The organism is Actinomycetota bacterium (assembly GCA_041658565.1).
Lineage (GTDB): Bacteria > Actinomycetota > AC-67 > AC-67 > AC-67 > JBAZZY01.
Map to the genome: position 1 here is coordinate 22915 of JBAZZY010000016.1, position 21935 is coordinate 44849.

Below are 21935 nucleotides of genomic sequence, written 5' to 3' on the forward strand. Positions count from 1 at the left end.
GGCCGGGTTCAGGACTTGCGTTCGCCGATGAATGCGGCGACCTGCTCGAGTGCATCCCGGACGGGCCCGTCGGGAATCGGAGCCAGCGCATCCACCGCCGCGCGCTGCCAATCCGCGACCGCCGCGCGCGCAAACTCCAGCGATCCATTGGTTCGCAGCAGTCCGAGAGCGGCCTCGACGTCCTGCGTCTCCAGCGCCGAACGCAACGCGTCCCCGCCGGAACCGCCCTGCTCGAGCGTATGCAGCGCGGGGAGCGTAAGCACACCCTCGCGGATGTCGGTTCCGGGGACCTTCCCCGATTCCTCCTGCTCGGCGGCGATGTCGAGGATATCGTCGGCCAACTGGAACGCCATCCCGATCGCATCGCCGAATGTGGTCAACGCCTGCACGATCTCCGCAGAAGCGCCCGACAGCCACGCACCAAGATGGCATGAGGATGCGATCAGCGACGCCGTCTTGCGCCGGATCACCTCGAGGTAGTGCTCGGGAGCGACGTCGAGACGGCCTGCCATCTGACCTTCCATGATCTGGCCTTCACACAGCGCGGCGATCGTGTCCGACAAGCGCTCGGAAACATACGGTCCGAGGCGCGCAGCAAGCGCGGATGAGCGGGCGAACAAGAAGTCGCCGGTCAGCACGGCTACGTCGTTGCCGTATCGAACGTGCGCAGTCGGCACACCCCGACGCACGAGCGTCTCGTCGATGACGTCGTCGTGGTACAGGCTGGCCAAGTGGATCAACTCGACCGAAACCGCGCAGGACACCAGAGGCGGGCCGAGTCGGTCCCCCGCGCGCCCGGCAAGGAGCGCTAGCTTCGGACGAATGCGCTTGCCGCCGGCCTGGATCAGGTAGAGCGCGGCCTCGTGCACAAGCGATTGATCCGAGCCAACGGATTCACGCAGCTGGGATTCCACCAGCTGCAGGTCGGCTCGGATGTCGAGTTCGAGGATCGCGACCGGGTCGCGTACGGCACCCATGGAGACGACAGCCTACCCGGTGAACACGGCGGCATGCCGTGCCAGATCCATCAGCGCCTGCGGCCACACACCGACGGCGACGACGGCGATCGAGGCAAGCGCAAGGGCAACCGACGCCGGCCGAGTAAGCCCGAGTCCGCCGTCGCCGTCCTCCGCCGGAGCATCCTCGAGCCAGATCACGACGATGAGACGAAGGTAGAAGAAGGCGGCCACAACGCTGGCCAAGACGCCGGCCACGACCAGGCCCGTTTCGCCTGCGTTGATCGCCGCCGAGAACACGTAGAACTTGCCCATGAACCCGGCCGTCGGCGGGATGCCCGCAAGCGACAACAGGAACAAAGTCATGACCCCGGCGAAGACCGGGTGACGCTGCCCCAGTCCCGTCCAACTGGTGAGATCCAGACGTTCCTTACCGTTGGGGGCGGACACCATCACTGCGGCGAACGCCCCAACCGTCATGACCGCGTACACCAACAGGTAGAACAACGCGCCGGCAAGGCCTTCGCCGTTGGCAGCGACGACACCGACAAGGACGAAGCCCGCATGCGCGATCGACGAGTATGCGAGCAACCGCTTCACGTCCGTCTGCGCTATCGCCAGGAGCGACCCGACCACCATGGTCACGATTGAAAGGACGAACATCGCAGGGCGCCAGTCCCACTGAAGTGAACCGAAAGACACCATCAGCACCCGCAGCAGCGCGGCGAACCCGGCAGCCTTTGTTCCACCGGCCATGAAAGCGGTGACCGACGTGGGCGCCCCCTGGTACACGTCCGGGGTCCACATGTGAAACGGAACGGCCGCGATCTTGAATGCGAACCCGATCAGAATCAGACCGAGACCGACGAACACCAGCCGGTTGTCCATCGAGCCCGCGGCGACCTGGCCGGCGATCCGGGAAATGTTCGTCGTCCCCGCGCCGCCAAAGATCAGGGCAATCCCGTACAGCAGAATCGCACTCGAGAACGCCCCAAGAAGGAAGTACTTCAAGGCTGCTTCCTGCGCTCCCGCGTCGCGCCGAGCCATACTCACCATCACGTACAGCGCCAGCGACAGCACCTCGAGCGCGATGAAGACCATGATGAGATCGTTCGCCGCGGCGAGCATGACCATCCCCGCAGTAGCCAGGAGAAGCAACGGGTAGTACTCGACCCGATGAATACGCCGCGCGCGCAAGTAGTGAAAGCTCACCAGCGTCACAAGTGCCGCGGTCACCAAAAGCGTGAGATTGGTGAAGAGGGCCACCCCGTCGGAGGCCACCATCCCCTGCATCCCCACAATGTGCTTGCCCGCCAGCGAGTACGTAAGTCCCCCTGAGACGGCAATCGAGATCAGAGTCACCCCGGCAAGCACAACTCGCGACACCTGCTGCCGGACTGCACCGATTAGAAGGGCCACGACGGCGCCGCCGCCGAGCGCCAGCACCGGGCCGATCGCCTGCCAGCTAATGGCTGGTGCTTGCGTTACGGGCATCTACCGACCTCCAACCGAACTTAGCGACACGCCGGCGGGCGTTGCGGATTCAACACGTTCCAGGACCCGCTCCAACGAAGGTTCCATCCGGTCCAGCAGCGGCCGCGGCCACACGCCGAGAACCAAGATGAGCCCGAGCACCGGGGCCAACAGCAATTTCTCGCGCGCGCCCAGGTCCGGAATCTTCTTGTTTTCCTCCCGCTCCAGCGGACCCCACATGACGCGCTGGTACGCCCACAGCAGGTAGATCGCAGCAAGAATGACGCCGAAAGCGGCCAGAATCGCCCACAGCCGGTGCTCGGTGAACGTCCCGATCAGAACCAGGAACTCCCCGACGAACCCGTTGAGACCGGGCAGCCCCAGTGACGCCAGGGATGCGATCAGGAACGTCCCCGCGAGCACGGGGACGACACTAGCCAGTCCACCGAAGTCCTCGATCAACCGAGTGTGACGACGCTCGTAGAGCATGCCGACGATGAGGAACAAAGCCCCGGTAGCCAACCCGTGGTTGATCATCTGCAGGCTCGCGCCCTGCATGCTCGTCAACGAGAAGGCGAAGATGCCCAGCACCACGAACCCAAGGTGGCTGACACTCGAGTACGCAACCAGACGCTTGAGGTCCCGCTGCATCATCGCGACGAGCGCCCCGTAGATGATTCCGATGATCGCCAGCGCCGCAATCCACGGTGCGAACTCGCGGGCCACCGCCGGGAACAGCCCGATTGCGAACCGCAGGATGCCGTATCCACCCATCTTCAACAGCACGCCGGCCAGGATCACGCTGCCGGCCGTCGGCGCCTCGGTGTGCGCGTCGGGCAACCACGTGTGCACCGGGAACAGCGGGATCTTGATCGCAAACGCGGCGAAGAACGCAAGGAAGAGCCACCGCCCCGTGGAACCCGCGAACGTCACGTTTTGGAGTTTGGTCAGATCGAACGTGATCCCGCCGAGTTCGCGGCTCGCGGTGAACACCGTCACCAAGATGCCGGCAAGCATCAGCACCCCGCCGAGCAGAGTGAACAAGAAGAACTTCACCGCCGCGTAGATGCGACGTTCGTGTCCCCAGTACCCGATGAGGAAGTACATCGGGACCAGCATGGCCTCCCAGAACAGGTAGAAGAGCAAGAGGTCGAGCGACAGGAACACTCCGATGACCGCGGACTCCAACGCCAGGAGCAACCCCATGAACATCTTGGGGTTCTTGTCCACCTTCCACGACGCCAACACGCACACAGGAAGCAAGAACGTCGTCAGCAAGACCAGGAACAGACTGATTCCGTCGACACCCAAGTGATAGGAGGCGCCGAACTGGCGAATCCAAGTCGCGCGCTCGACCATCTGCAACCCGCCGACGCCGGTGCGGAAGTTCACCAGGATTCCAATCGAGAACGCAAACGCCACAACCGAAACGAGCAACGTCCACCAACGAATCAGCTCATGCTTGGCCTTCGGCAAGAAAGCAAGCACCACCACGCCGGCGATCGGCGTCCAAAGAGTCCAACTCAGCCACCGCATCAGCGCACCGCCCTCGCAAACAGGAACCCGACCAGGATGATGCCGCCCCCGAGGAGACTGAGCGCATAGGAACGGACCAAGCCGGTTTGCACACGGCGACCACTCGCCGCCAGCCGCCCAGTCACCGACCCGATGCCGTTCACGAAGCCGTCGATCCATCGAGCGTCGACCACGAATGCCAGCGTCGTCGCTCCGAGTCTGCCCAGACTCGTGAACATGAACTGGTAGACCTCATCGACGTAGAACTTGTTCCGGACCGTGCGCCACACCACCCCTGGGTTCTCCCTGCGGCGGCGCCAGTCGAACCCGCCTGAGTACATCGCGAACGCCAGCGCAACACCACCGAGTCCCGCAGCAGTCGCGAGCCCCGACAGTGCGCCCGCCGACAGCGGTCGCTCTTCGTCGGATCCCTCGGCGGAAACTGCTCCCGATGCCTCGCCTTCAACGAAACCAGCACTCTGACTCGACACAACCGGCGCGAGGAATCGCGCCAGGCGCCCATCCTCCGGAGTCGAGTTGATAAGGAATCCACCGATGATCGCGGCAACGCCCAACACGACGAGAGGGAACACCATCGACGGCGGCGACTCGTGCGGATGCAGCCCCTCTTCGTCCCGGCTCTTCCCGAAGAAGGTGAGCCAAACGAGTCGCGTCATGTAGAAGCCCGTGAGACCGGCCCCGATCAGCCCAAGGATCCAGATCACGTCCTGATGCGCGTGGTAAGCGCCTTCGAGGATCTGATCCTTGGAGAAGAAGCCTGCCGTCCCGGGGAAACCGGAGATTGCGAGCCACCCGAGGACGAACGTGAACATCGTCCAGGGAATCTTCTTCGCCAGTCCACCCATCTTGGTGATGTCTGTGCGCTGAGACATCGCGTGCATCACGCTGCCGGCTCCCAGGAACAGCAGCGCCTTGAAGAACGCGTGCGTCACCAAGTGGAAGATCCCGGCCGTATATGCACCGACTCCAACACCGATGAACATGAACCCGAGTTGCGAAACAGTGGAGTAGGCAAGAACGCGCTTGATGTCATCCTGTGCTATCGCAATCACCCCGGCCAGGAGCGCCGTGGCTACGCCGACTCCGGCCACCACGGTGCCGGCAGTGCTCGACAAGTCGAAGAAGACGTGTGTCCTGGCCACCATGTAGACGCCGGCGGTGACCATCGTCGCCGCGTGAATCAACGCGGAAACCGGCGTTGGACCCGCCATCGCATCCGGGAGCCAGACGTACAGCGGAATCTGGGCGCTCTTGCCCGCGGCCCCACCAAAGAGCAGCAAAGCGATGACCGTCGCGGTTCCCCCAGCCAGCAGCGGGGCGCTGGTGAACACCTGGTCGAAGTCCAGCGACCCCAAGTTCGCGAAGATCAGGAACAACCCGATCGCAAACGAGAAGTCGCCGACGCGGTTGGTGATGAACGCCTTTTTCGCGGCCGACGCGTTCTCGCGCTTCTCGAACCAGAATCCGATCAACAAGTACGAGCACAGACCGACCAGTTCCCACCCGACGTACATCATCAGGAAGTTGTTGGCCAGCACCAGCACGAGCATCGAGAACGCGAACAGGTTCAAGTACGAGAAGTATCGCCCCTCGCGCGGATCGCCCTTCATGTAGCCGATCGAGTAGAGGTGGATCAGCGACCCCACTCCGGTCACGACCAACAACATCACGATGGACAGCGGATCGATCCGATAGTCCACCTTGACGTCGAAGTTCCCGGCGCGGATGAATGAGTACAGCGTCTCGGTGTACACGCGACTGGCCGCCGACCGTCCTACGATCTGGAAGAACGTGATCGCGCTGACGACGAACGATGCGATCATCATGATCGTTGCGATGGGGCCGCTCGCCCGCCCGAGGCGACGCCCGTAGGCCAGCAGGATCGCAGACCCGAACAGCGGGAAGGCCGGAATGAGCCAGCCAAACTCGACGATCGACGGCGTGTTGGAGTGCGCGAGAATCCCTACCACTTCAGCACCTTGAATTCATCGACGGAAGCCGATCCCTTGCGTCGGAAGATCGACACGATGATGGCCAAGCCGACCACGACCTCGGCGGCAGCGACCACCATCACGAAGAAAGCGAGAACCTGACCGTCGAGATTGCCCTGCATCTTGGAAAACGTCACCAAGGTGAGGTTGACAGCGTTGAGCATCAACTCGATCGACATGAAGATGACGAGCGCGTTCTTTCGAATCAGCACGCCCGCCACCCCTACGGCGAACAACATTGCCGCTAGAGCCAGGTACTGCGCCGGCTGGATCATGCCTCCTCGTCCTCCGTTTCGAGCATCTCAGGCCTCCGGCGCTTGCCGATGACCATCGCACCCACCGCGGCGACGATCAGAAGCAGTGAGGTCACCTCGAACGGCCACAAGTAGTGGGTGAACAACAGGCGTCCGACGCCCTGGACGTTCCCAGCCGCGTTCGCAGATTCGAGACCGGCGAACGGGATCTGGAACGCAGCCCGCACCGTGAACACCACGAGTCCCCCAAGGCCGACGCACAAGGCGATTGCCGTCGGTCTGTGGAAGCGAATCGTCTCCCTCAGATCCTCGCGCCGGTCGACGCCCAAGAGCATGATCACGAACAGGAACAGAACCATGATCGCGCCGGTGTAGACAATGACCTGAACGGCGGCGATGAAGTGCCCGTCCAGCAAGATGTAGAACAACGCCAGCGCGAAGAAGTTCACGACCAACGCCAGGGCCGCATGCACCGCGTTGGGCGTCAGGAGCATGAGAAAAGCACTGCCGAGCGACACCACCGCCGCCGGCCAGAAGATGAACTTCTCCACTCACTCCCCCCGTTTCAATGCGCACCCGCGCCGCCGAGCCGCTCGCGGGCCGCTTCGGCCGACGTGAGCGGCGGGGTGACCTGCGGTCCGCCGTAGTAGTTGATGTCGCGCGCGCGCACCTCTTCGTCGGTATGCGGCGCGGGCTTCACGCCCGCCACCTCCGGCGCAAGCAGCCGGTCCTTCGTGTAGATCAATTCACTGCGGTTCGGACCCGCCAGTTCGTACTCCGTGGACATCGTCAGCGCGCGCGTCGGGCAGGCTTCGATGCACAGCCCGCAGAAGATACAGCGGGAGTAGTTGATCTGGTAGTCGCTCGCGTATCGCTCGCCCGGCGAGTAGCGCGCGTCAGGCGTGTTGTCGGCGGATTGCACGAAGATCGCGTCGGCCGGGCAAGCCCACGCGCACAACTCGCACCCGATACACCGCTCAAGGCCGTCGTCATAGCGGTTCAGGACGTGGCGGCCGTGGTAGCGCGGCGATGGCTGCTTCTTGTGCTCCGGGTACTGGAACGTGACCGGCTTGCGGAAGAGATGCCCCGCGGTAACGGCGAGGCCCTTGGCGATCTCAAGAAACGCCACCGGCCACACCTCCCTTCACCGAGCGAAGGACCGACCTGCGTCGCAAGTACGCCATCCACACCAGCAGGGCGAAGCCCAGCGCGATCGCGATCGCCGACGTCAGCGTCACCGTGCTCACCGTCTGCGGCAGCACGACCATGACCCCCGTGACCATCACCCATCCCAACGCGGCCGGAACGAGAAGCTTCCACCCGAATCGCATCAACTTGTCGTAGCGGAACCTCGGCAAAGTCGCGCGAACCCAGATGAAGACGAAGATCATCGCGACGAGTTTGAGCAAGAACCACATCACGGGCCATAGCGGACGGGCGAACGGCAGGATCGGTCCACGCCATCCACCGAGGAACAATGTCACCGTGATTGCCGACGTCGTGATCACGTGCAAGTACTCGGCAAGGAAGAACATCGCAAACTTCATCCCCGAGTACTCGGTGTGGAATCCGGCTACCAGTTCGGTCTCGGCCTCAGGGAGGTCAAAGGGAGGCCGGTTGGTCTCGGCGAGCCCCGCCACCATGAAGATCAGGAACGCCGGCAACTGAGCGAACACATTCCAGTGCGGCAAGAAGCCCAGGTACGTTCCGGCCTGCGCGTCCACAATGCCCCGCGTCGACAAGGTTCCCGAGTACATCACGACGGCAACTACGGACATCCCGAGCGCAATCTCGTAGGAGATCATCTGGGCTGTCGCCCGCACGCCGCCGAGCAACGGATACACGCTTCCCGACGACCAGCCGGCGAGAACCACGCCGTAGACCATCAACGATCCGGTGGCGAGGAAGAACAAGATCCCGATGTTCAGATCCGCAAGCTGCATCCGTATCACGGTGTTCCCGATCGTGAAGTCGCGACCGAATGGAACGATGGCGAACGCAAGGAACGCGGGGATGACCGCCGCCAGTGGAGCGGCGAGGAACGTTCCCCGATCCGCAGCCGACGGATGGATGTCCTCTTTGAACATCAACTTCACACCGTCGGCAAGCGCCTGCAGTATGCCGAACGGACCCACACGGTTGGGGCCGACGCGCTGCTGCATGTAACCCACCGCGCGCCGCTCTCCCCAAACCGTCAACAAGACGCTCACCAACAAGAAGGCGAAGATGATTACCGCCTTCACAAACGCGATGACGATGTCGATGCCCGTCACTCCACCGCCTCCACGTGAACGAATCCAACCGATTCTCCGGCGTCGAACAGCACGCCGGCATTCACATCTCCCTGCCTTGCAGGAACGAAAACCACTCCCGGAGCGAGGTTCTTTGAGATCCGAGCCGGCGCGCGCACTTCACCGGCAGCCGAAGCGACCCGCACGGTGGTGCCGTCTGCGATTCCGCGAGACGACGCATCGGCGTAGCTCAGCACCACATACGGAGCCTCGCCCGTCGAGGTCAGCGCATCCGCTCCCGCCGTCAAGGTGCCGGAGTCGATCAGCATCGGGTACGAGAGCAGTCCGAAGGAGCGCTCAGCGTCGCCGTGCGGCGCCGCCACCGACGAGACCTCCAACAGTTTTGCCTCGACCGGCTCCGCTGCAAGCGCGCGCATCTCCTCGCCCAAATCCTCAAGCGTCCCGGGGAAGTCATGCCCGAGTTCCGCAGCCAGCGCTGCCAGGACCTCAATGTCGGCCTGCGAAGCTCCGGCCGGAGAGGTCGCCGCGCGCACCGCCCGGCGTCTGCCCTCCCAGTTCGTCGCGGTCCCGGCGCGCTCGGTGCCTGCCGCAGCCGGCAGAACAACGTCGGCTTGCGAGACCGAGGCCGTCAGGAACATGTCGCACGCCACCACGAACTGTGCCGACGTCGAAGTGATCCCCGGGAAGTCCCGCACCGGGTCGGCGCCGAACAAGAACAGCACGGCGGTCTCGGCTGCGTTCTCAAGAATCGCGCGCGCGTCCCGGCCGACGGCCTCGGGAACCGGAGATCCCCAGACTTGCTCCACCTCTTCGCGATGCGGCGCCCACCGAACGGAACGGCCACCGGGCAGCAGCGCCGGGTGCAATCCCGCATCGACGGCACCGCGCGCGCCTCCCCTTCGTGGGACCCAGCCGAACTTGCCTCCAAGGGCGCGCGCGAGGTTCCACGCGAGCGGGAGTGCGCCGGGCGACCCCGCCAGTCGCTCTCCCGCCAGAACGACGACCGACCCGCGAGCCTCTTCGAGAACCTCCGCCAGTCGTGCGGCTTCGGCCGTATCGATCCCTGCGCGCTCGACGGCGGAAATCGCTTCCGGATCGTCAACGATGGCCCGCAACTCTGCGTCGAGCCCTTCGCCGCCGATGGCGCACGCCAGCGCAATCAGCGCCGCGCTCTCCGCGCCGGCCGGAGTAGCCAGCCACTCGCCACTCGACTTCTCAAGCGCAGTTCGCATCGGCCCGACCTCGACGACGCGCGTTCCGAGACGACGCCCGGCCTTGCGCAGGCGCAGGAATACGATCGGCGACTCCTCGTGGGCGTCGAGCCCGACGACGAGCACCGCGCGCGCCGCGTCGATGTCCTGATTCGTGGCGGTGATCGTCTTGGGAAGCGCCTGGAACAGATGCTCTTCGTCGTCGGCGCCGACGCGCACCCGCGCGTCCACGTCGTTGGTGCCAAGCACCGTGCGCGCGAACCGCGACAGCGCATACGCGTCCTCGTCGAGCAACTGCTCCCCGCCCAGCACGCCGATGCGCGCACCGGCCTCGCGCGCAGCGCGAACGCGAGACGCAACCACTTCGAGCGCTTCGGACCAAGAGGTCTCCACCAGCTCTCCGCCTTTGCGCACCAAGGGTTGCGTGACGCGCTCGGGCGTGGCGACATAAGCGTGTCCGAAGCGACCCTTGTCGCAAAGCCACTCGTCGTTTACGTCCAAGTCGACGGCGGCCAGAATTCGAACCAACTCGCCGCGCCGGGCTTGCACTCCGATGGCGCATCCGCTCGCGCAGCGAGTGCACGTCGAGCGAGTGGTGGTCATGTCGAACGGGCGCGCGCGGAACCGGAACGTCGACGTCGTCAGCGCGCCGACCGGACATATCTGCGTGACGTTGCCGCTGAACGCGCTCGAGAAAGGCTCCTCCTCGAAAACCGCGACCTGCTCGGAGGCGCCGCGCTCGAAGAACTCGATCAACGGGTCGCCGGCGATCTGCGAGGAGAACCGCGTGCAGCGGGCACACAGCACGCACCGTTCGCGATCCAGGTTGATGAGAGGACTGATCGGAATCGGCTTAGTGAACCGCCGCTTCGCGTCGACGTAGCGAGACTCGCCGGGACCGTACTTCAAAGTCTGATCCTGCAGCGGGCACTCGCCGCCCTTGTCGCACATCGGGCAGTCGAGCGGGTGGTTCACCAGCAAGAACTCGAGTACGGATTCTTGGGCATCGCGCGCGGCCTGCGACGCCGCCTGCGTCGAGACGACCATCCCCTCGCTCACGGTCGTCGTGCACGCGGTCAGCTGCTTGCGCTGCCCTTCGATCTCGACCAGGCACTGACGGCATGCCCCCAACGGGTCGAGCAGCGGATGGTCGCAGAAGCGCGGGATGTAAATCCCCAGTTGTTCGGCCGCACGGATCACCAGCGTCCCCGCGGGGACCTCAAGCTCACGCCCGTCGATCGTGAGCTTGACCATCTTCTGCTCAGCGCTCAAACGGGCATCCTTTCTTTTCGATGTGCGCGCGGTACTCGTCGGCGAACAAGTCCACCGTCGAAGCGACCGGCGCGGTTGCGAAGTCCCCCAGCGCGCAGAAGGTGCGTCCGAGGATGTTTCCGGCAACTCTCGGCAAGATCTCGAGTTCCTCTTCGCGCCCGCCGCCATCTTCGAAGCGCTGCAGTGCGTTGACCAGCCAGTAGGTTCCTTCACGACACGGCGTGCACTTTCCGCAGGACTCGTGCGCGTAGAACTGCGTGAAGCGCAGAGCCGTACGCACCATGCACACGTCCTCGGCGAACACGATCACTGCGCCGGTTCCAAGAAGCGATCCGGCCGCCTGCACCGATTCCCAGTCCAGCGCGACATCGAGTTTGTCCGCTCCGAAGATCGCGGTCGACGAGGCACCGCCGGGGGTGAAAGCCTTCAGGCGCTTCCCGCCCTTGACGCCGCCGGCGAACCCTTCGATCAAGTCGCGCGCGCTCGTGCCGAACGGGACCTCGTAGTTGCCGGGGCGCTCGACGTCACCGGAGATGCTGAAGATCTTGGTTCCGGCCGACTTCTCAGTTCCGAGGGTCTTGAACCAGTCCGGGCCGTTGTTGACGATGTGCGGCACGCACGTGAACGTCTCGACGTTGTTCACGACCGTCGGACTCGCGAACAAACCGTGCGTCGCGGGGAACGGCGGCCGCAGGCGCGGCTGGCCACGCCGGCCCTCGATCGCTTCCAGCAACGCGGTTTCTTCTCCGCAGATGTAGGCGCCGGCACCGCGGTGGATCACGAAGTCCAGGTCGTATCCGCTGCCGCAAATGTTCTTGCCGAGGAACCCGCCCTCGTAGGCCTCAGCGATTGCGCGTTCCATCACGCGCGCCGGATAAGAAAACTCCCCGCGCATGAAGACATACATCTCGGTGCAGCCGATCGCGTATGCGGCGATCGCCATTCCTTCGATCAACTGGTGCGGATCGCGTTCGATGAGTTCGCGGTCCTTGAACGTTCCCGGTTCGCCCTCGTCGGCGTTGCACACGATGTACGAAGGACGACGGTCCTTCGGGATGAAACTCCACTTCAGTCCCGTGGGAAAACCCGCACCGCCGCGACCGCGAAGTCCGGCCTCTTTGACCATTCCGATGATGTCGTCCGGAGTCATCGCGAGCGCCTTCTTCAGCGCCGCGTAACCGCCCGTCGCGAGGTACCCGGGGAGACGATCGGCACCGGGGGTCTCCCAGCGCGCGGTGAGAACCCGCGTCTGCTGCAGCGGCGCGTCGGGACTCATCGCGGCGCCTCCAGACCGGACATCCTGCGATTAACGGCGGCAAAGTCCGGCGGCACGTCTCCGCGCGATGCCGGCGGCGGCGCCTCCCCCTGCATCAAGCGCACCACCAAGTCGACGGCTTCCTCGACGGCAATCTTCTCGTAGTTCTCGTAGTTGACGGCGACGACAGGAGCGCCGTCACACACGCACAGGCACTCGACCTCCTCCAGCGAGATCATCCCGTTGTCGGTGGTTTCGCCGTTCGCGATGCCGAGCCGCTCCTGAAGGCGCGCGACGATCTCCTTGGCTCCGGCGAGCGAACACGCCGGCTGAGTGCACACACTGATCAGCCACTTGCCCTGCGGCGTGCGCTTGAACATCGTGTAGAAGGTCGAAACCGCGGCGACCTCCGCGTGCGACAGGCCGAGGATCTCGGCAATCGCACGCTGTCCTTCCGGAGACACGAACCCGTGCTCGGACTGCACCAGGTACAGCAGCGGCAGCAGCGCGCTGCGCGCGCGCCCCTGCGGGTACCGCGCGATCAGCTTCTTCGCATTCTCGTAGAACTCGTCGGACAACGGCGGCACCGCGACGGGGTTCCGACGCGGTCCCATCTCCGACGTGTCCCTGCACGAACCTTGGGTCATCGGTCCACTCCACCCATCACGGGATCGATACTCGCTACCGCCGCAATCACATCGGCGATGAGCTGCCCGCGCACCATGTACGGCATCGCTTGCAAGTTGATAAAGCTGGGGTCGCGTGTGTGCACGCGCCAGGGCTTGTTGTCGCCGCTGGAAACCACATGGAACCCGAGTTCCCCGCGCGGCGACTCGACCGGAACGTACACCTCTCCAGCCGGAACCGAGAACCCCTCAGTCACCAGCTTGAAGTGGTGAATCAGCGCTTCCATCGACTCGCCCATGATCGAGCGGATGTAGTCGAGCGAGTTCCCAAGCCCGTCGTTTCCGAGCTTGAGCTGCGCCGGCCAGGCGATCTTGGGATCGGTAACCATGACCGGTCCGCCGGGAAGCGTGTCCAGCACCTGGCGCGCGATCTTGACCGACTCACGCATCTCGGCCATTCGTACGTGGTAGCGCGCAAGGCAATCCGCCTCAGTCGCCACCGGGACATCGAAGTCGTACTGCTCGTAGCCGCAGTAAGGCTGCGTCTTTCGCAAGTCCTGGGCGACACCGGCGGCACGCAGCAGTGGTCCGGTCACCCCGAGACCCAGCGCAACGTCGGCCGGCAACACGCCGATGCCCTTGTTGCGATCGATCCACGTCGGGTTCTCCGTCAGCAGCGTCTCATACTCGTCGAAACGCGCCGGCACGTAATCCAAGAACTCCCGGATCTTCTCGACGCTGCCCTCGGGAAGGTCGGTCGAGATACCTCCGGGACGGATGAACGCGTGGTTCATCCGCAAGCCGGTGATGTGCTCGAAGATGTCCAGGATCAATTCGCGCTCGCGGAACCCGTACAGCATCAGCGACAGCGCACCGAGTTCCATCCCTGTGGTCGCGATCCAAACCAGGTGCGACGCGATTCGGTTGAGTTCCATGAGTAGGACGCGAATGGCCTGCGCGCGCTCGGGAGCCTCCACGCCCAGCAGTCGCTCAACGGCCAGGCAGTACCCGGCCTCGTTGAACAACGGCGAGAGGTAGTCCATCCGCGTAACCAGGGTCACGCCCTGGGTCCAAGTGCGGACCTCGGTGGTCTTCTCGATGCCGGTGTGCAAGTAGCCGATCACCGAGTGCGCGTTGACGATGGTTTCGCCGTCAAGCTCCAGCACCATGCGGAGCACGCCGTGCGTGGACGGGTGCTGCGGTCCCATGTTGATGACCAGGGTGTCCGCGGAAGTGCGGGAAGAAACGGTGTCCCAGTCTTGGCCGCCCAGGAACAACTCGCTGTCGCTCACGCGGTCCTCCCTGGGTATCCGGTCGTTGCCTCCGGCGGCACGCGCAGGTTCGGCGGCGGAATGAACGCCCCGTTCTTGTACTGCACGTTCACGCCGCCCAGCGGGTAGTCCTTTCGCTGGGGGTGGCCCTGCCAGTCCTCCGGCATGAAGATGCGCCGTAGATCCGGATGCCCGTCGAAGGTGATCCCAAAGAAGTCGAAGATCTCTCGTTCCATGAAGTTCGCGGCCGGCCACAAAGCCGTGAGCGAAGGGCAGCGCTCGTCGCCTTCGGGAATCCACACGCGCAACCGCAGCCGCTCCGGAAAGCGGACGCTCGCGAGGTGTGCGGCGCACATGAAGCGCCGCTCGGGCGGCTCGATACCGAAGTAGTCCACGCAGGACCAGTCGGCCAGCAGCTCGAACGGGACCTCGTCCCGAAGGAACCCTGCGACATCGGAAAGGCCGTCGCGGCCGACGTCCACCGACGTCTGCCCAAACTCCTCGACCGGCTCCGACACCGCCAAGGGAAATCGTTCACGAGCTTCTGCGACGAAAACTGCGAGTTTCTCGTCCATATCCCCTATTTCTTCAACAGCGGCTCATGGCGGATCTTCTCGTGAAGCTTGACGATTCCGTCCAGGAGCATCTCGGGCCGCGGCGGGCAGCCGGGAACGAACATGTCTACCGGGACGATCTGGTCCACGCCCTGCACGATGGCGTAGTTGTTGAACATGCCGCCCGAGGACGCACACACGCCCATCGAGATAACCCACTTCGGCTCGGGCATCTGGTCGTAGATCTGGCGCAGGACCGGGGCCATCTTCTGCGACACCCGTCCCGCGACGATCATCAGGTCGGCCTGGCGCGGCGAACCGCGGAAGACCTCCATGCCGAACCGCGAGATGTCATGGTGGGAACCACCCGTCGCCATCATCTCGATCGCACAGCACGCGAGGCCGAACGTAGCGGGCCACAGAGAACTGCGGCGAGCCCACTGAACGAAGGACTCGACCGTGGTAAGCAGGATGCCCTGGGGCAAGTGGTCTTCGAGGTTCACTACGCGCCCACCTTCTCAGTACCGGCGAACACATCGACCTCGGTCCGGGCGGAGCGCAACATGTGCTTGCTGATCGCCTGCCGCGCAGAAACCTCTTCCTCCCAGTCCAGCCCCCCTGCCCGCCAGATGTAGACGTAGGCCACGAGTAGAAGGGCAATGAAGACACCCATTTCGGCCAACCCGAAGAGCTTTAGTTCGCGGAAAATGACGGCGAACGGATAGAAGAAGACAGTCTCGATGTCGAAAATGATGAACAACATCGCGATCAAATAGAACTTCACCGGGAAGCGCTCGCTCGGCAGCCGTTCGGGCACGATGCCGCACTCGTAGGGCATCGACTTGGCCGCAGTGGGGTTCTTGGGACCGAGAATCGAAGCCATCGCAAGAGACCCCACGGCGAATAACGTCGCGAGACCAAGCATCAACAAGATCGGCAGATAGTCACTCAACATGCCACGAACCCCCGTCGGACCGCCCTCACGATAGGTAGCCAACCGCGCGCGCGCAAACGCGAGGGGTTTCGCACCCTCCGGTTCACCACCCGATAACCCGGTTCGCGGCCGGCGCCGCCTTCACAACGGCGTTGATCAACCGGTCCGCCGCATCGCCGTCGCGAGGGTCGGTGAGGTTCGCCAGGATCTTGAAAACGATCTTCATAAGACCCTCGCGAGGCATCCCGTACTTGGTCAGCGAGCGCATGATGGTCCCATTTCCTATCAGCCGGACGAAAATCCGACCCAATGCGTAGTAGCCCTCGTAGGCATCCTTCAGGCGATCCGGGTACGCCCGCAACGCCCACGGGTCGCCGCCGCGCGCCAACGCATCCTCTGCGACCTCGGCCGCCATGAGGCCGGTCTCCATCGCGTAGGCGATACCTTCACCGTTGAACGGATTGATCGCGCCCGCGGCATCTCCGACCAGCATCAGCCCCGGACGGGCAAGCGGCGTCCGGTTGAAGCCCATGGGAAGCGATCCGCCACGAATCGGGGCCGTCTGCGTGTCGGGGTTCATCTCCCATTCGGGTGGGAATCCGGCGACCCAGTCCTGCAGCAACTGCTTGTAGTTGACCTTGCCGAAGTGCTTAGAGGTGTTCAACATGCCCAGGCCGACGTTCACCGTTCCGTCGGCCAGTGGGAAGATCCACCCGTAGCCGGGCATCAAGTCGTCGCCTCGCCACAGCTCGAGGTGGCTCTCAAGGATCGGGTCGTCGGCGCGCGGAGAGCGGTAGTACGTGCGCGCGGCCACCCCCATCGGGCGGCGCTCGATCCGCTTGACTCCCAGGGCGACCCCGAACCTGTTGGCAACGCCGTCGGCCGCGATCACGATCGGCGCGCGCACGGTGCCGCGCTCCCCGTTTTGGTACTGAACCCCGGTAACTACGCCGGCATCGTCAACGAGTGGCCCCGTGACCTCGGTTTCCTCCCAGACCGTCGCCCCTGCGGAGCGCGCATGCTCGAGCAGCAAGGCGTCGAACGAGTATCTCGGCTGGACCAAGGAGTACGCCGGCAAGGTCGAAAGCTCCGGCCACGGCAGATCCAGTCGTACGCCGCCGCCCACGATGCGCAGGCCCCTGGCGCGCGCCCACTTCGGACCCGAGGTGTCTACCCCCATGCGCTCGAGGCACCTCACCGCGCGCGGGGGAAGACCGTCCCCGCAGACCTTGTCCCTGGGGAACCGAGCCTTATCCACGAGCAGGACCCGACGACCGCGGGATGCGAGGTGATAGGCGGCGCTCGCCCCTCCGGGGCCGGCCCCAACTACAACCGCATCGAATTCGGTCACGCTGCCCCCGTGCACGATTGTGAAGTCCTTCACAATCAGCCTATGACTACCGAAGGAAGGCGGGCAAGCCGCCGGGCGCCAGCATAACGAGCGGCGCGGGCGGGCGCGCGGCGATCAGAGCAGCCGAATCGACTCGCCGGATAGACCGCGGCGACCGAAGGCGTTTCGAGTGTCCACCACCAGGCGCGCGCCGGCCGCGACGCTTTCGTAGTCGATCCCGTCGTGGTCGCAAAGGACGATAACGACGTCGGCTTCGGCCACTTCCGCGGCGGTCAGATCCACCGACGACATCTCCAGTCCCTCTTCGGACAGATCCGGAACGTGCGGGTCGTGATAGCGCACGACGGCACCTGCGTGCTCCAGATGGTGGATGCACTCAAGCGCAGGTGACTCCCGGTAGTCCCGGATGTTGGGCTTGTAGGAGACCCCCAGCACCAGCGCGCGCGACCCACGCAGCGGCTTGGAGTGGTCGTTCAGTGCGTCCTGAACGCGCGAAACCACGACCTGCGGCATCCTGGAGTTAACCGTTTCTGCCAGCTCTACGAACCGGGTCGATCCGCCACTGACGCGCGCGGCCCACTGCAGGTAGAAGGGGTCGAGCGGAATGCAGTGCCCCCCGACGCCGGGACCAGGATAGAAGGGCATGAAGCCGAACGGCTTGGTCGCCGCAGCGTCGATGACTTCCCAGATGTTGACATCGATTCCTCGGGCCACCGTCGCCAACTCGTTTACGAGCGCGATGTTCACCCAGCGGAAAGTGTTCTCCAGGAGTTTGGCCATCTCCGCTGTACGAGCCGAGGACACCGGGTGCACTTTCTCGACAAACCGACGGTAGACGGCCGCCGCCGCGCGTGTGCTCTCCTCGGACGCGCCGCCGACAACGCGGGGGATGTTGGACGTGCGGAAAGAGGCGTTGGATGGGTCCACCCGCTCAGGCGCAAAGGCAAGGAGGAAGTCGCGGTCCAGCTTGAGACCGCTCTCTTCCAGGATCGGCAACACCAGATCCTCGGTCGTGCCTGGATAAGTGGTCGACTCAAGGATCACCATGTGACCGGGCCGCAGGATCCCGGCGATCGTCCGTGCGGCCTTCTCTATGTAGCTCACGTCCGGCTGCTTGCCTACCGCCAGGGGCGTCGGCACACAGATGAACAGCACGTCGCGCGCGCGCAGGTCCTCCGGGTCCGAGGTGAAATGTGTCCGGGCCGAAACCGCGGCAAGATCCTCCCCTGAAACGTCATCGATGTGTGACCGGCCGTCGGCGAGGGCGCGCGCTACGGCGGAGTTGACGTCGAAGCCCGCGACCTCGATCCCCGCCCGAGCCATCGTCACCGCCAAGGGCAACCCCACGTATCCGAGGCCGAGAACGGCCGCGTCCCACTGCGAACCCTCGATCTTGGTCAGGATGTCATCGGTCATGTGTACGCTCCGCGGGTAGACTGTCGCGAGACCGCGCACACTGTAGCGGGGCAAACCATCAAGGTCACACCGGCCGCCCGCCGGGGAGGTTATCCGTGCCCACCGTTCTTCACGTCGCCGGCGCGCGACCAAACTTCATGAAGGTCGCACCGGTCCTCCGTGCGCTCGCTGCGCGCGACGCGACGAACATCCTGGTCCACACCGGCCAGCACTACGACGCCAAGATGTCGGCCACATTCTTCGACGACCTCGGCCTGCCTGAGCCCGACGTGCATCTTGAGGTCGGCTCGGGCTCGCACGCCGGACAGACCGCCCGAATCATGGAACGCATCGAACCTGTGCTCACGGAGCGCCGTCCCGACCTCACCGTCGTCGTCGGAGATGTCAACTCGACGGTGGCCGCGGCGCTCGTTGCCGCGAAACTGCACCTGCCGGTTGCCCACGTCGAGGCCGGCTTGCGCAGCTTCGACCGTACGATGCCCGAGGAAATCAACCGCGTCCTGACCGACCAGCTCTCCGACCTGCTCTTCACCACTTCGCCCGAAGCCGAGGACAACCTTGCGCGCGAAGGCGTTTCGCGTGAACGGATTCACTTCACCGGCAACCCGATGATCGACTCACTCGACCGGCACGTGGAGCGCGCGCGCGCCTCGCGGATACTGGACGACCTCGGCCTGACCGAGCACGAGTACGCGCTCGTCACCCTGCATCGGCCATCCAACGTCGACGACCCCGAGACCCTGCGCGGAATCCTCAAGGCGCTTGGCGAAGTCGCACAAGCCACGCCCGTGCTCTTCCCCGCGCATCCGCGCACCGTGAAGATGATGCAGACCCACGGCCTCGACGGGCTCATCTCCTTGGGCGGATGCCCGACCCGCGGCACCATCACATGTGTGGACCCGGTGGGCTACGTGGACTTCCTGCGACTGATCGACGGCGCGCGCGTAGTCCTCACCGACTCCGGCGGGATTCAAGAGGAAACCACGATCTTGGGCGTCCCGTGCCTCACTCTGCGGCACAACACCGAGCGACCCATCACGTGCACGATGGGAACCAACACCCTGCTTGGAACCGACCCGGCTGCGATCGCGCACGCGGGACTCGCCGCAATCGCCGCACCACGCCCCGATCCCGTGCGCCCACCACTGTGGGACGGCCATGCGGGTGAGCGGATCGCGGACGTGATCATCAAGTGGTGCGGAAAGTAGGTCCGTAAGGCGTCGTGGCCGTTACGACGTCCTTTGTATCGTCCGCGTCGACCAAAACCACCACCAGAACCCGACACCACTTCCCACGTAATGCTGAGTTCTCCATGCTCCAGACGGCAACGGCCGACAGGATTGGCCAACTCGATGTCACCGATTCCGTGTCAGAAGATGGAAAGGCGCGGGACACCGATGGCATTCCGAGCCGCCTGACGCCCGCCACCACGCCGGCATTCGCGCGACCAAGCCGTCCAAAGCAGATGATAGAGTCCCACAGTCAGCTCGACGGGCTCCTTTCGAGTTCAGTGCCGAGCGAGGGCCTCTCAACTGCGAAACTAGAACGCTCAAGGCCAGGAACAACTCGCGGATGAAGAACAAAGAACACGCGTACCGGCCTGACATCGACGGACTTCGAGCCTTGTCGGTGGTGTTCGTCGTGCTTTTCCACGCCGGAGTGACGTCCTTTAGGGGCGGCTTTGTCGGTGTCGACGTTTTCTTCGTCATCTCCGGATTCCTCATCACCGGGATGCTGGTGGATGAGGTTCAGCGCTCCGGACGCGTGAACCTTCCCGAGTTCTACGCCAGACGGGCACGACGGCTGCTGCCCCTGGCGATCCTGGTCGTGCTGTTCACGCTGCTGGCGGGGTACGCGCTTCTCCCTCCGATCAGCCGCGGCGAGCTGTTCGCGGATGCGCGCGCAGCCGCTCTGTACTTCGCCAACTGGCGCTTCGCCGCCCAAGCGGGCGACTACTTCGGCGGGGATGGAGCCAAGAGCCTGCTCGTGCATTACTGGTCGCTGGCCATCGAAGAGCAGTTCTACATGATCTGGCCACTCATCATCGTGGGCGCAACGAAGCTGGTCCCGTCGAAACACCCGGAGCGGCGTGCCCGCACATTCGTCGTCGCTCTCGCCGCGGTCGGCGGTGCTTCGCTCCTAGGTTCGGCGATCTTGACACCGCGCGAAGGAGTCGTCGCCTACTACGGAACCCATGTGCGGATATGGGAACTCGCAATCGGCGCAGGCATAGCGCTCGCCCGGCCGTGGTTGCGCACGGTGCCCCGAGCCGCGGCGCAAGTCGCTGCGGGCGTCGGCATCATCGGCGTCGGGATCGCTGCGCTCACCTTCAGCGGGAGCATGACGTTCCCCGGAACAGCGGCGTTGCTCCCCGTGCTCGGCGCAGGCCTGGTGGTCGGATCCGGAGTGCCGGTAAGAACGCTGGTCGGCAGGGGGTTGGCATCCGGTCCGCTCCCGCTCATCGGGCGCTTGTCCTACTCCTGGTATCTGTGGCACTGGCCGGCACTCGGCATCGCACAGCTCTTGCGAACGCGCGGGGGCTGGACGATCGGACTCGGGCTCACCAAGGCCCTCGCCATTCTGGTCTCGTTCGGCCTTGCGGTCCTTACCCACCACATCGTTGAGAACCCGATCCGCTACACGCCCCGGCTTCGCGGCGCGCCGCGCCGCGCGCTGGCTTTCGGTCTGGCCCTTTCGCTCACTCCGGTCGCGGTTGCGTTCGCACTGCCGATGACAGGAAACAGCACCATCCCAAAGGGTGGCCCATTGGCGATGACGCCCGAGCAGGCCAAGGACGACAACCCGTTCCTCGCGGTTGGGGCCTGCCATCAGACAACCGGCATCAGGATCTCGGGCCATTGCGTCTTCGGGGATCCAAATGGCGTCAAGACAGTCGCCCTTATCGGTGACAGCCATGCCCTCAATTGGTTCCCCGCACTCGACCGTGCGTCCAAGACCCGCGGCTGGCGCCTGTTTGTGTGGACCAAGAGCGCCTGTCCGGTCACCGATGTCGAGGCTTACAACCAACGCCTGCAACGCAGATACTCCGAGTGCACTCCTTGGCGCAAGAACCTGCTCGCCCACCTGGCCGCGATCGGCCCGCTGGACCTGATAGTCGTCGGCCGCACCTCCGTGTATCAGGGACTCACGCTCGACGAGAACGGCAAACGACTGAGCGCCTCAACCATCGGCCCGACCTGGCGAGAGGCAAGCATTCGGTCCTTCAAATCGCTCGCCGCGGTCGCACCCCGCATCGCGGTCATGCGAGACACGCCTCACGCCGGCGAACCGCCTCCTGAGTGTCTGTCCGCCAACCCAACCACTCCGGGGCGATGCTCGTTCCCGAGACGCAATCACGTCGAGACCGACTCGGCGCTCGTAAAGGCCGAGCGCGCAACCGGCGTAAAGAGCTTGGTCTTCCTCGACCTTACGCACGCAATTTGCCCTCGTGCTGTGTGCCCTGTGGTCACCAGTGATGGAATCATCATGTACCGCGACCGGACCCACTTGACCGCAACCTACAGCCTTCGGCTCGCCCCCGAAGTCGCCAAGCTGGTTAGCCCTCTGCTTACGGCCTAACGAA

The 21935-nt window shown here is 64.4% G+C and carries 17 protein-coding genes and 2 pseudogenes; 2 read left to right on the plus strand and 17 right to left on the minus strand.

From position 1 onward, the window contains the following. Positions 1-8 precede the first annotated feature (8 nt). The 17 genes and pseudogenes from WDA27_09340 to WDA27_09420 all read right to left on the minus strand — a co-directional run bounded on the left by WDA27_09340 (position 9) and on the right by WDA27_09420 (position 18352). Positions 9-977, minus strand: a complete 969-nt coding sequence (locus tag WDA27_09340; GenBank protein MFA5891137.1) for a polyprenyl synthetase family protein — start codon at positions 975-977, stop codon at positions 9-11. A 12-nt stretch (positions 978-989) separates the two neighbouring features. Then, positions 990-2450, minus strand: coding sequence for an NADH-quinone oxidoreductase subunit NuoN (gene nuoN, locus WDA27_09345; protein ID MFA5891138.1), 1461 nt, complete (start codon positions 2448-2450; stop codon positions 990-992). Continuing rightward, entirely contained in the window at positions 2451-3965 is a 1515-nt protein-coding gene (locus WDA27_09350) for an NADH-quinone oxidoreductase subunit M (GenBank protein ID MFA5891139.1), read from the minus strand. After that, positions 3965-5935 (minus strand): NADH-quinone oxidoreductase subunit L, encoded by a 1971-nt coding sequence (nuoL, locus tag WDA27_09355; protein ID MFA5891140.1) that lies wholly within the window; start codon positions 5933-5935, stop codon positions 3965-3967. Before nuoL ends, WDA27_09350 begins: the two co-directional genes overlap by 1 nt. Then, positions 5929-6228, minus strand: a complete 300-nt coding sequence (gene nuoK / locus WDA27_09360; GenBank protein MFA5891141.1) for an NADH-quinone oxidoreductase subunit NuoK — start codon at positions 6226-6228, stop codon at positions 5929-5931. Before nuoK ends, nuoL begins: the two co-directional genes overlap by 7 nt. Continuing rightward, a complete protein-coding gene (locus WDA27_09365) occupies positions 6228-6761 on the minus strand; it encodes an NADH-quinone oxidoreductase subunit J (GenBank protein MFA5891142.1) in 534 nt (177 codons plus the stop codon). The genes nuoK and WDA27_09365 overlap by 1 nt, the downstream gene beginning before the upstream one ends. Before the next feature lie 14 nt (positions 6762-6775). After that, entirely contained in the window at positions 6776-7339 is a 564-nt protein-coding gene (nuoI, locus tag WDA27_09370) for an NADH-quinone oxidoreductase subunit NuoI (GenBank protein ID MFA5891143.1), read from the minus strand. Continuing rightward, positions 7326-8483, minus strand: a complete 1158-nt coding sequence (gene nuoH / locus WDA27_09375) for an NADH-quinone oxidoreductase subunit NuoH (GenBank protein MFA5891144.1) — start codon at positions 8481-8483, stop codon at positions 7326-7328. The genes nuoI and nuoH overlap by 14 nt, the downstream gene beginning before the upstream one ends. Continuing rightward, positions 8480-10945 carry an NADH-quinone oxidoreductase subunit G gene (locus tag WDA27_09380; GenBank protein MFA5891145.1) on the minus strand — a complete coding sequence of 822 codons (2466 nt, stop codon included), beginning with the start codon at positions 10943-10945 and terminating at the stop codon, positions 8480-8482. The genes nuoH and WDA27_09380 overlap by 4 nt, the downstream gene beginning before the upstream one ends. Further along, complete coding sequence (gene nuoF, locus WDA27_09385; GenBank protein ID MFA5891146.1) at positions 10935-12221, minus strand: NADH-quinone oxidoreductase subunit NuoF; 1287 nt, start codon at positions 12219-12221, stop codon at positions 10935-10937. Before nuoF ends, WDA27_09380 begins: the two co-directional genes overlap by 11 nt. Next, positions 12218-12814 carry an NADH-quinone oxidoreductase subunit NuoE gene (gene nuoE / locus WDA27_09390; protein ID MFA5891147.1) on the minus strand — a complete coding sequence of 199 codons (597 nt, stop codon included), beginning with the start codon at positions 12812-12814 and terminating at the stop codon, positions 12218-12220. The genes nuoF and nuoE overlap by 4 nt, the downstream gene beginning before the upstream one ends. Positions 12815-12843: 29 nt before the next feature. After that, the gene (locus WDA27_09395; protein MFA5891148.1) at positions 12844-14103 is read right to left on the minus strand and encodes an NADH-quinone oxidoreductase subunit D; all 1260 of its coding nucleotides are present in this window, start codon (positions 14101-14103) and stop codon (positions 12844-12846) included. A gap of 11 nt (positions 14104-14114) precedes the next feature. Further along, a complete protein-coding gene (locus WDA27_09400) occupies positions 14115-14672 on the minus strand; it encodes an NADH-quinone oxidoreductase subunit C (protein MFA5891149.1) in 558 nt (185 codons plus the stop codon). A gap of 32 nt (positions 14673-14704) precedes the next feature. Beyond that, a pseudogene (locus tag WDA27_09405) lies at positions 14705-15154 on the minus strand (NADH-quinone oxidoreductase subunit B family protein). Positions 15155-15252: 98 nt separating this feature from the next. Next, positions 15253-15606: pseudogene (gene ndhC, locus WDA27_09410) on the minus strand (NADH-quinone oxidoreductase subunit A). 82 nt (positions 15607-15688) lie between these two features. Then, a complete protein-coding gene (locus WDA27_09415) occupies positions 15689-16969 on the minus strand; it encodes a geranylgeranyl reductase family protein (protein MFA5891150.1) in 1281 nt (426 codons plus the stop codon). 81 nt (positions 16970-17050) lie between these two features. Further along, positions 17051-18352, minus strand: coding sequence for a nucleotide sugar dehydrogenase (locus WDA27_09420; GenBank protein ID MFA5891151.1), 1302 nt, complete (start codon positions 18350-18352; stop codon positions 17051-17053). Between the two features lie 95 nt (positions 18353-18447). Here WDA27_09420 and wecB point away from each other — a divergent pair, with 95 nt between their 5' ends. After that, the gene (gene wecB / locus WDA27_09425; protein MFA5891152.1) at positions 18448-19560 is read left to right on the plus strand and encodes a UDP-N-acetylglucosamine 2-epimerase (non-hydrolyzing); all 1113 of its coding nucleotides are present in this window, start codon (positions 18448-18450) and stop codon (positions 19558-19560) included. Between the two features lie 364 nt (positions 19561-19924). Continuing rightward, on the plus strand, positions 19925-21931 hold the full coding sequence (locus tag WDA27_09430; protein MFA5891153.1) for an acyltransferase family protein: 2007 nt from the start codon (positions 19925-19927) through the stop codon (positions 21929-21931). The last annotated feature ends 4 nt before the right edge of the window (positions 21932-21935 follow it).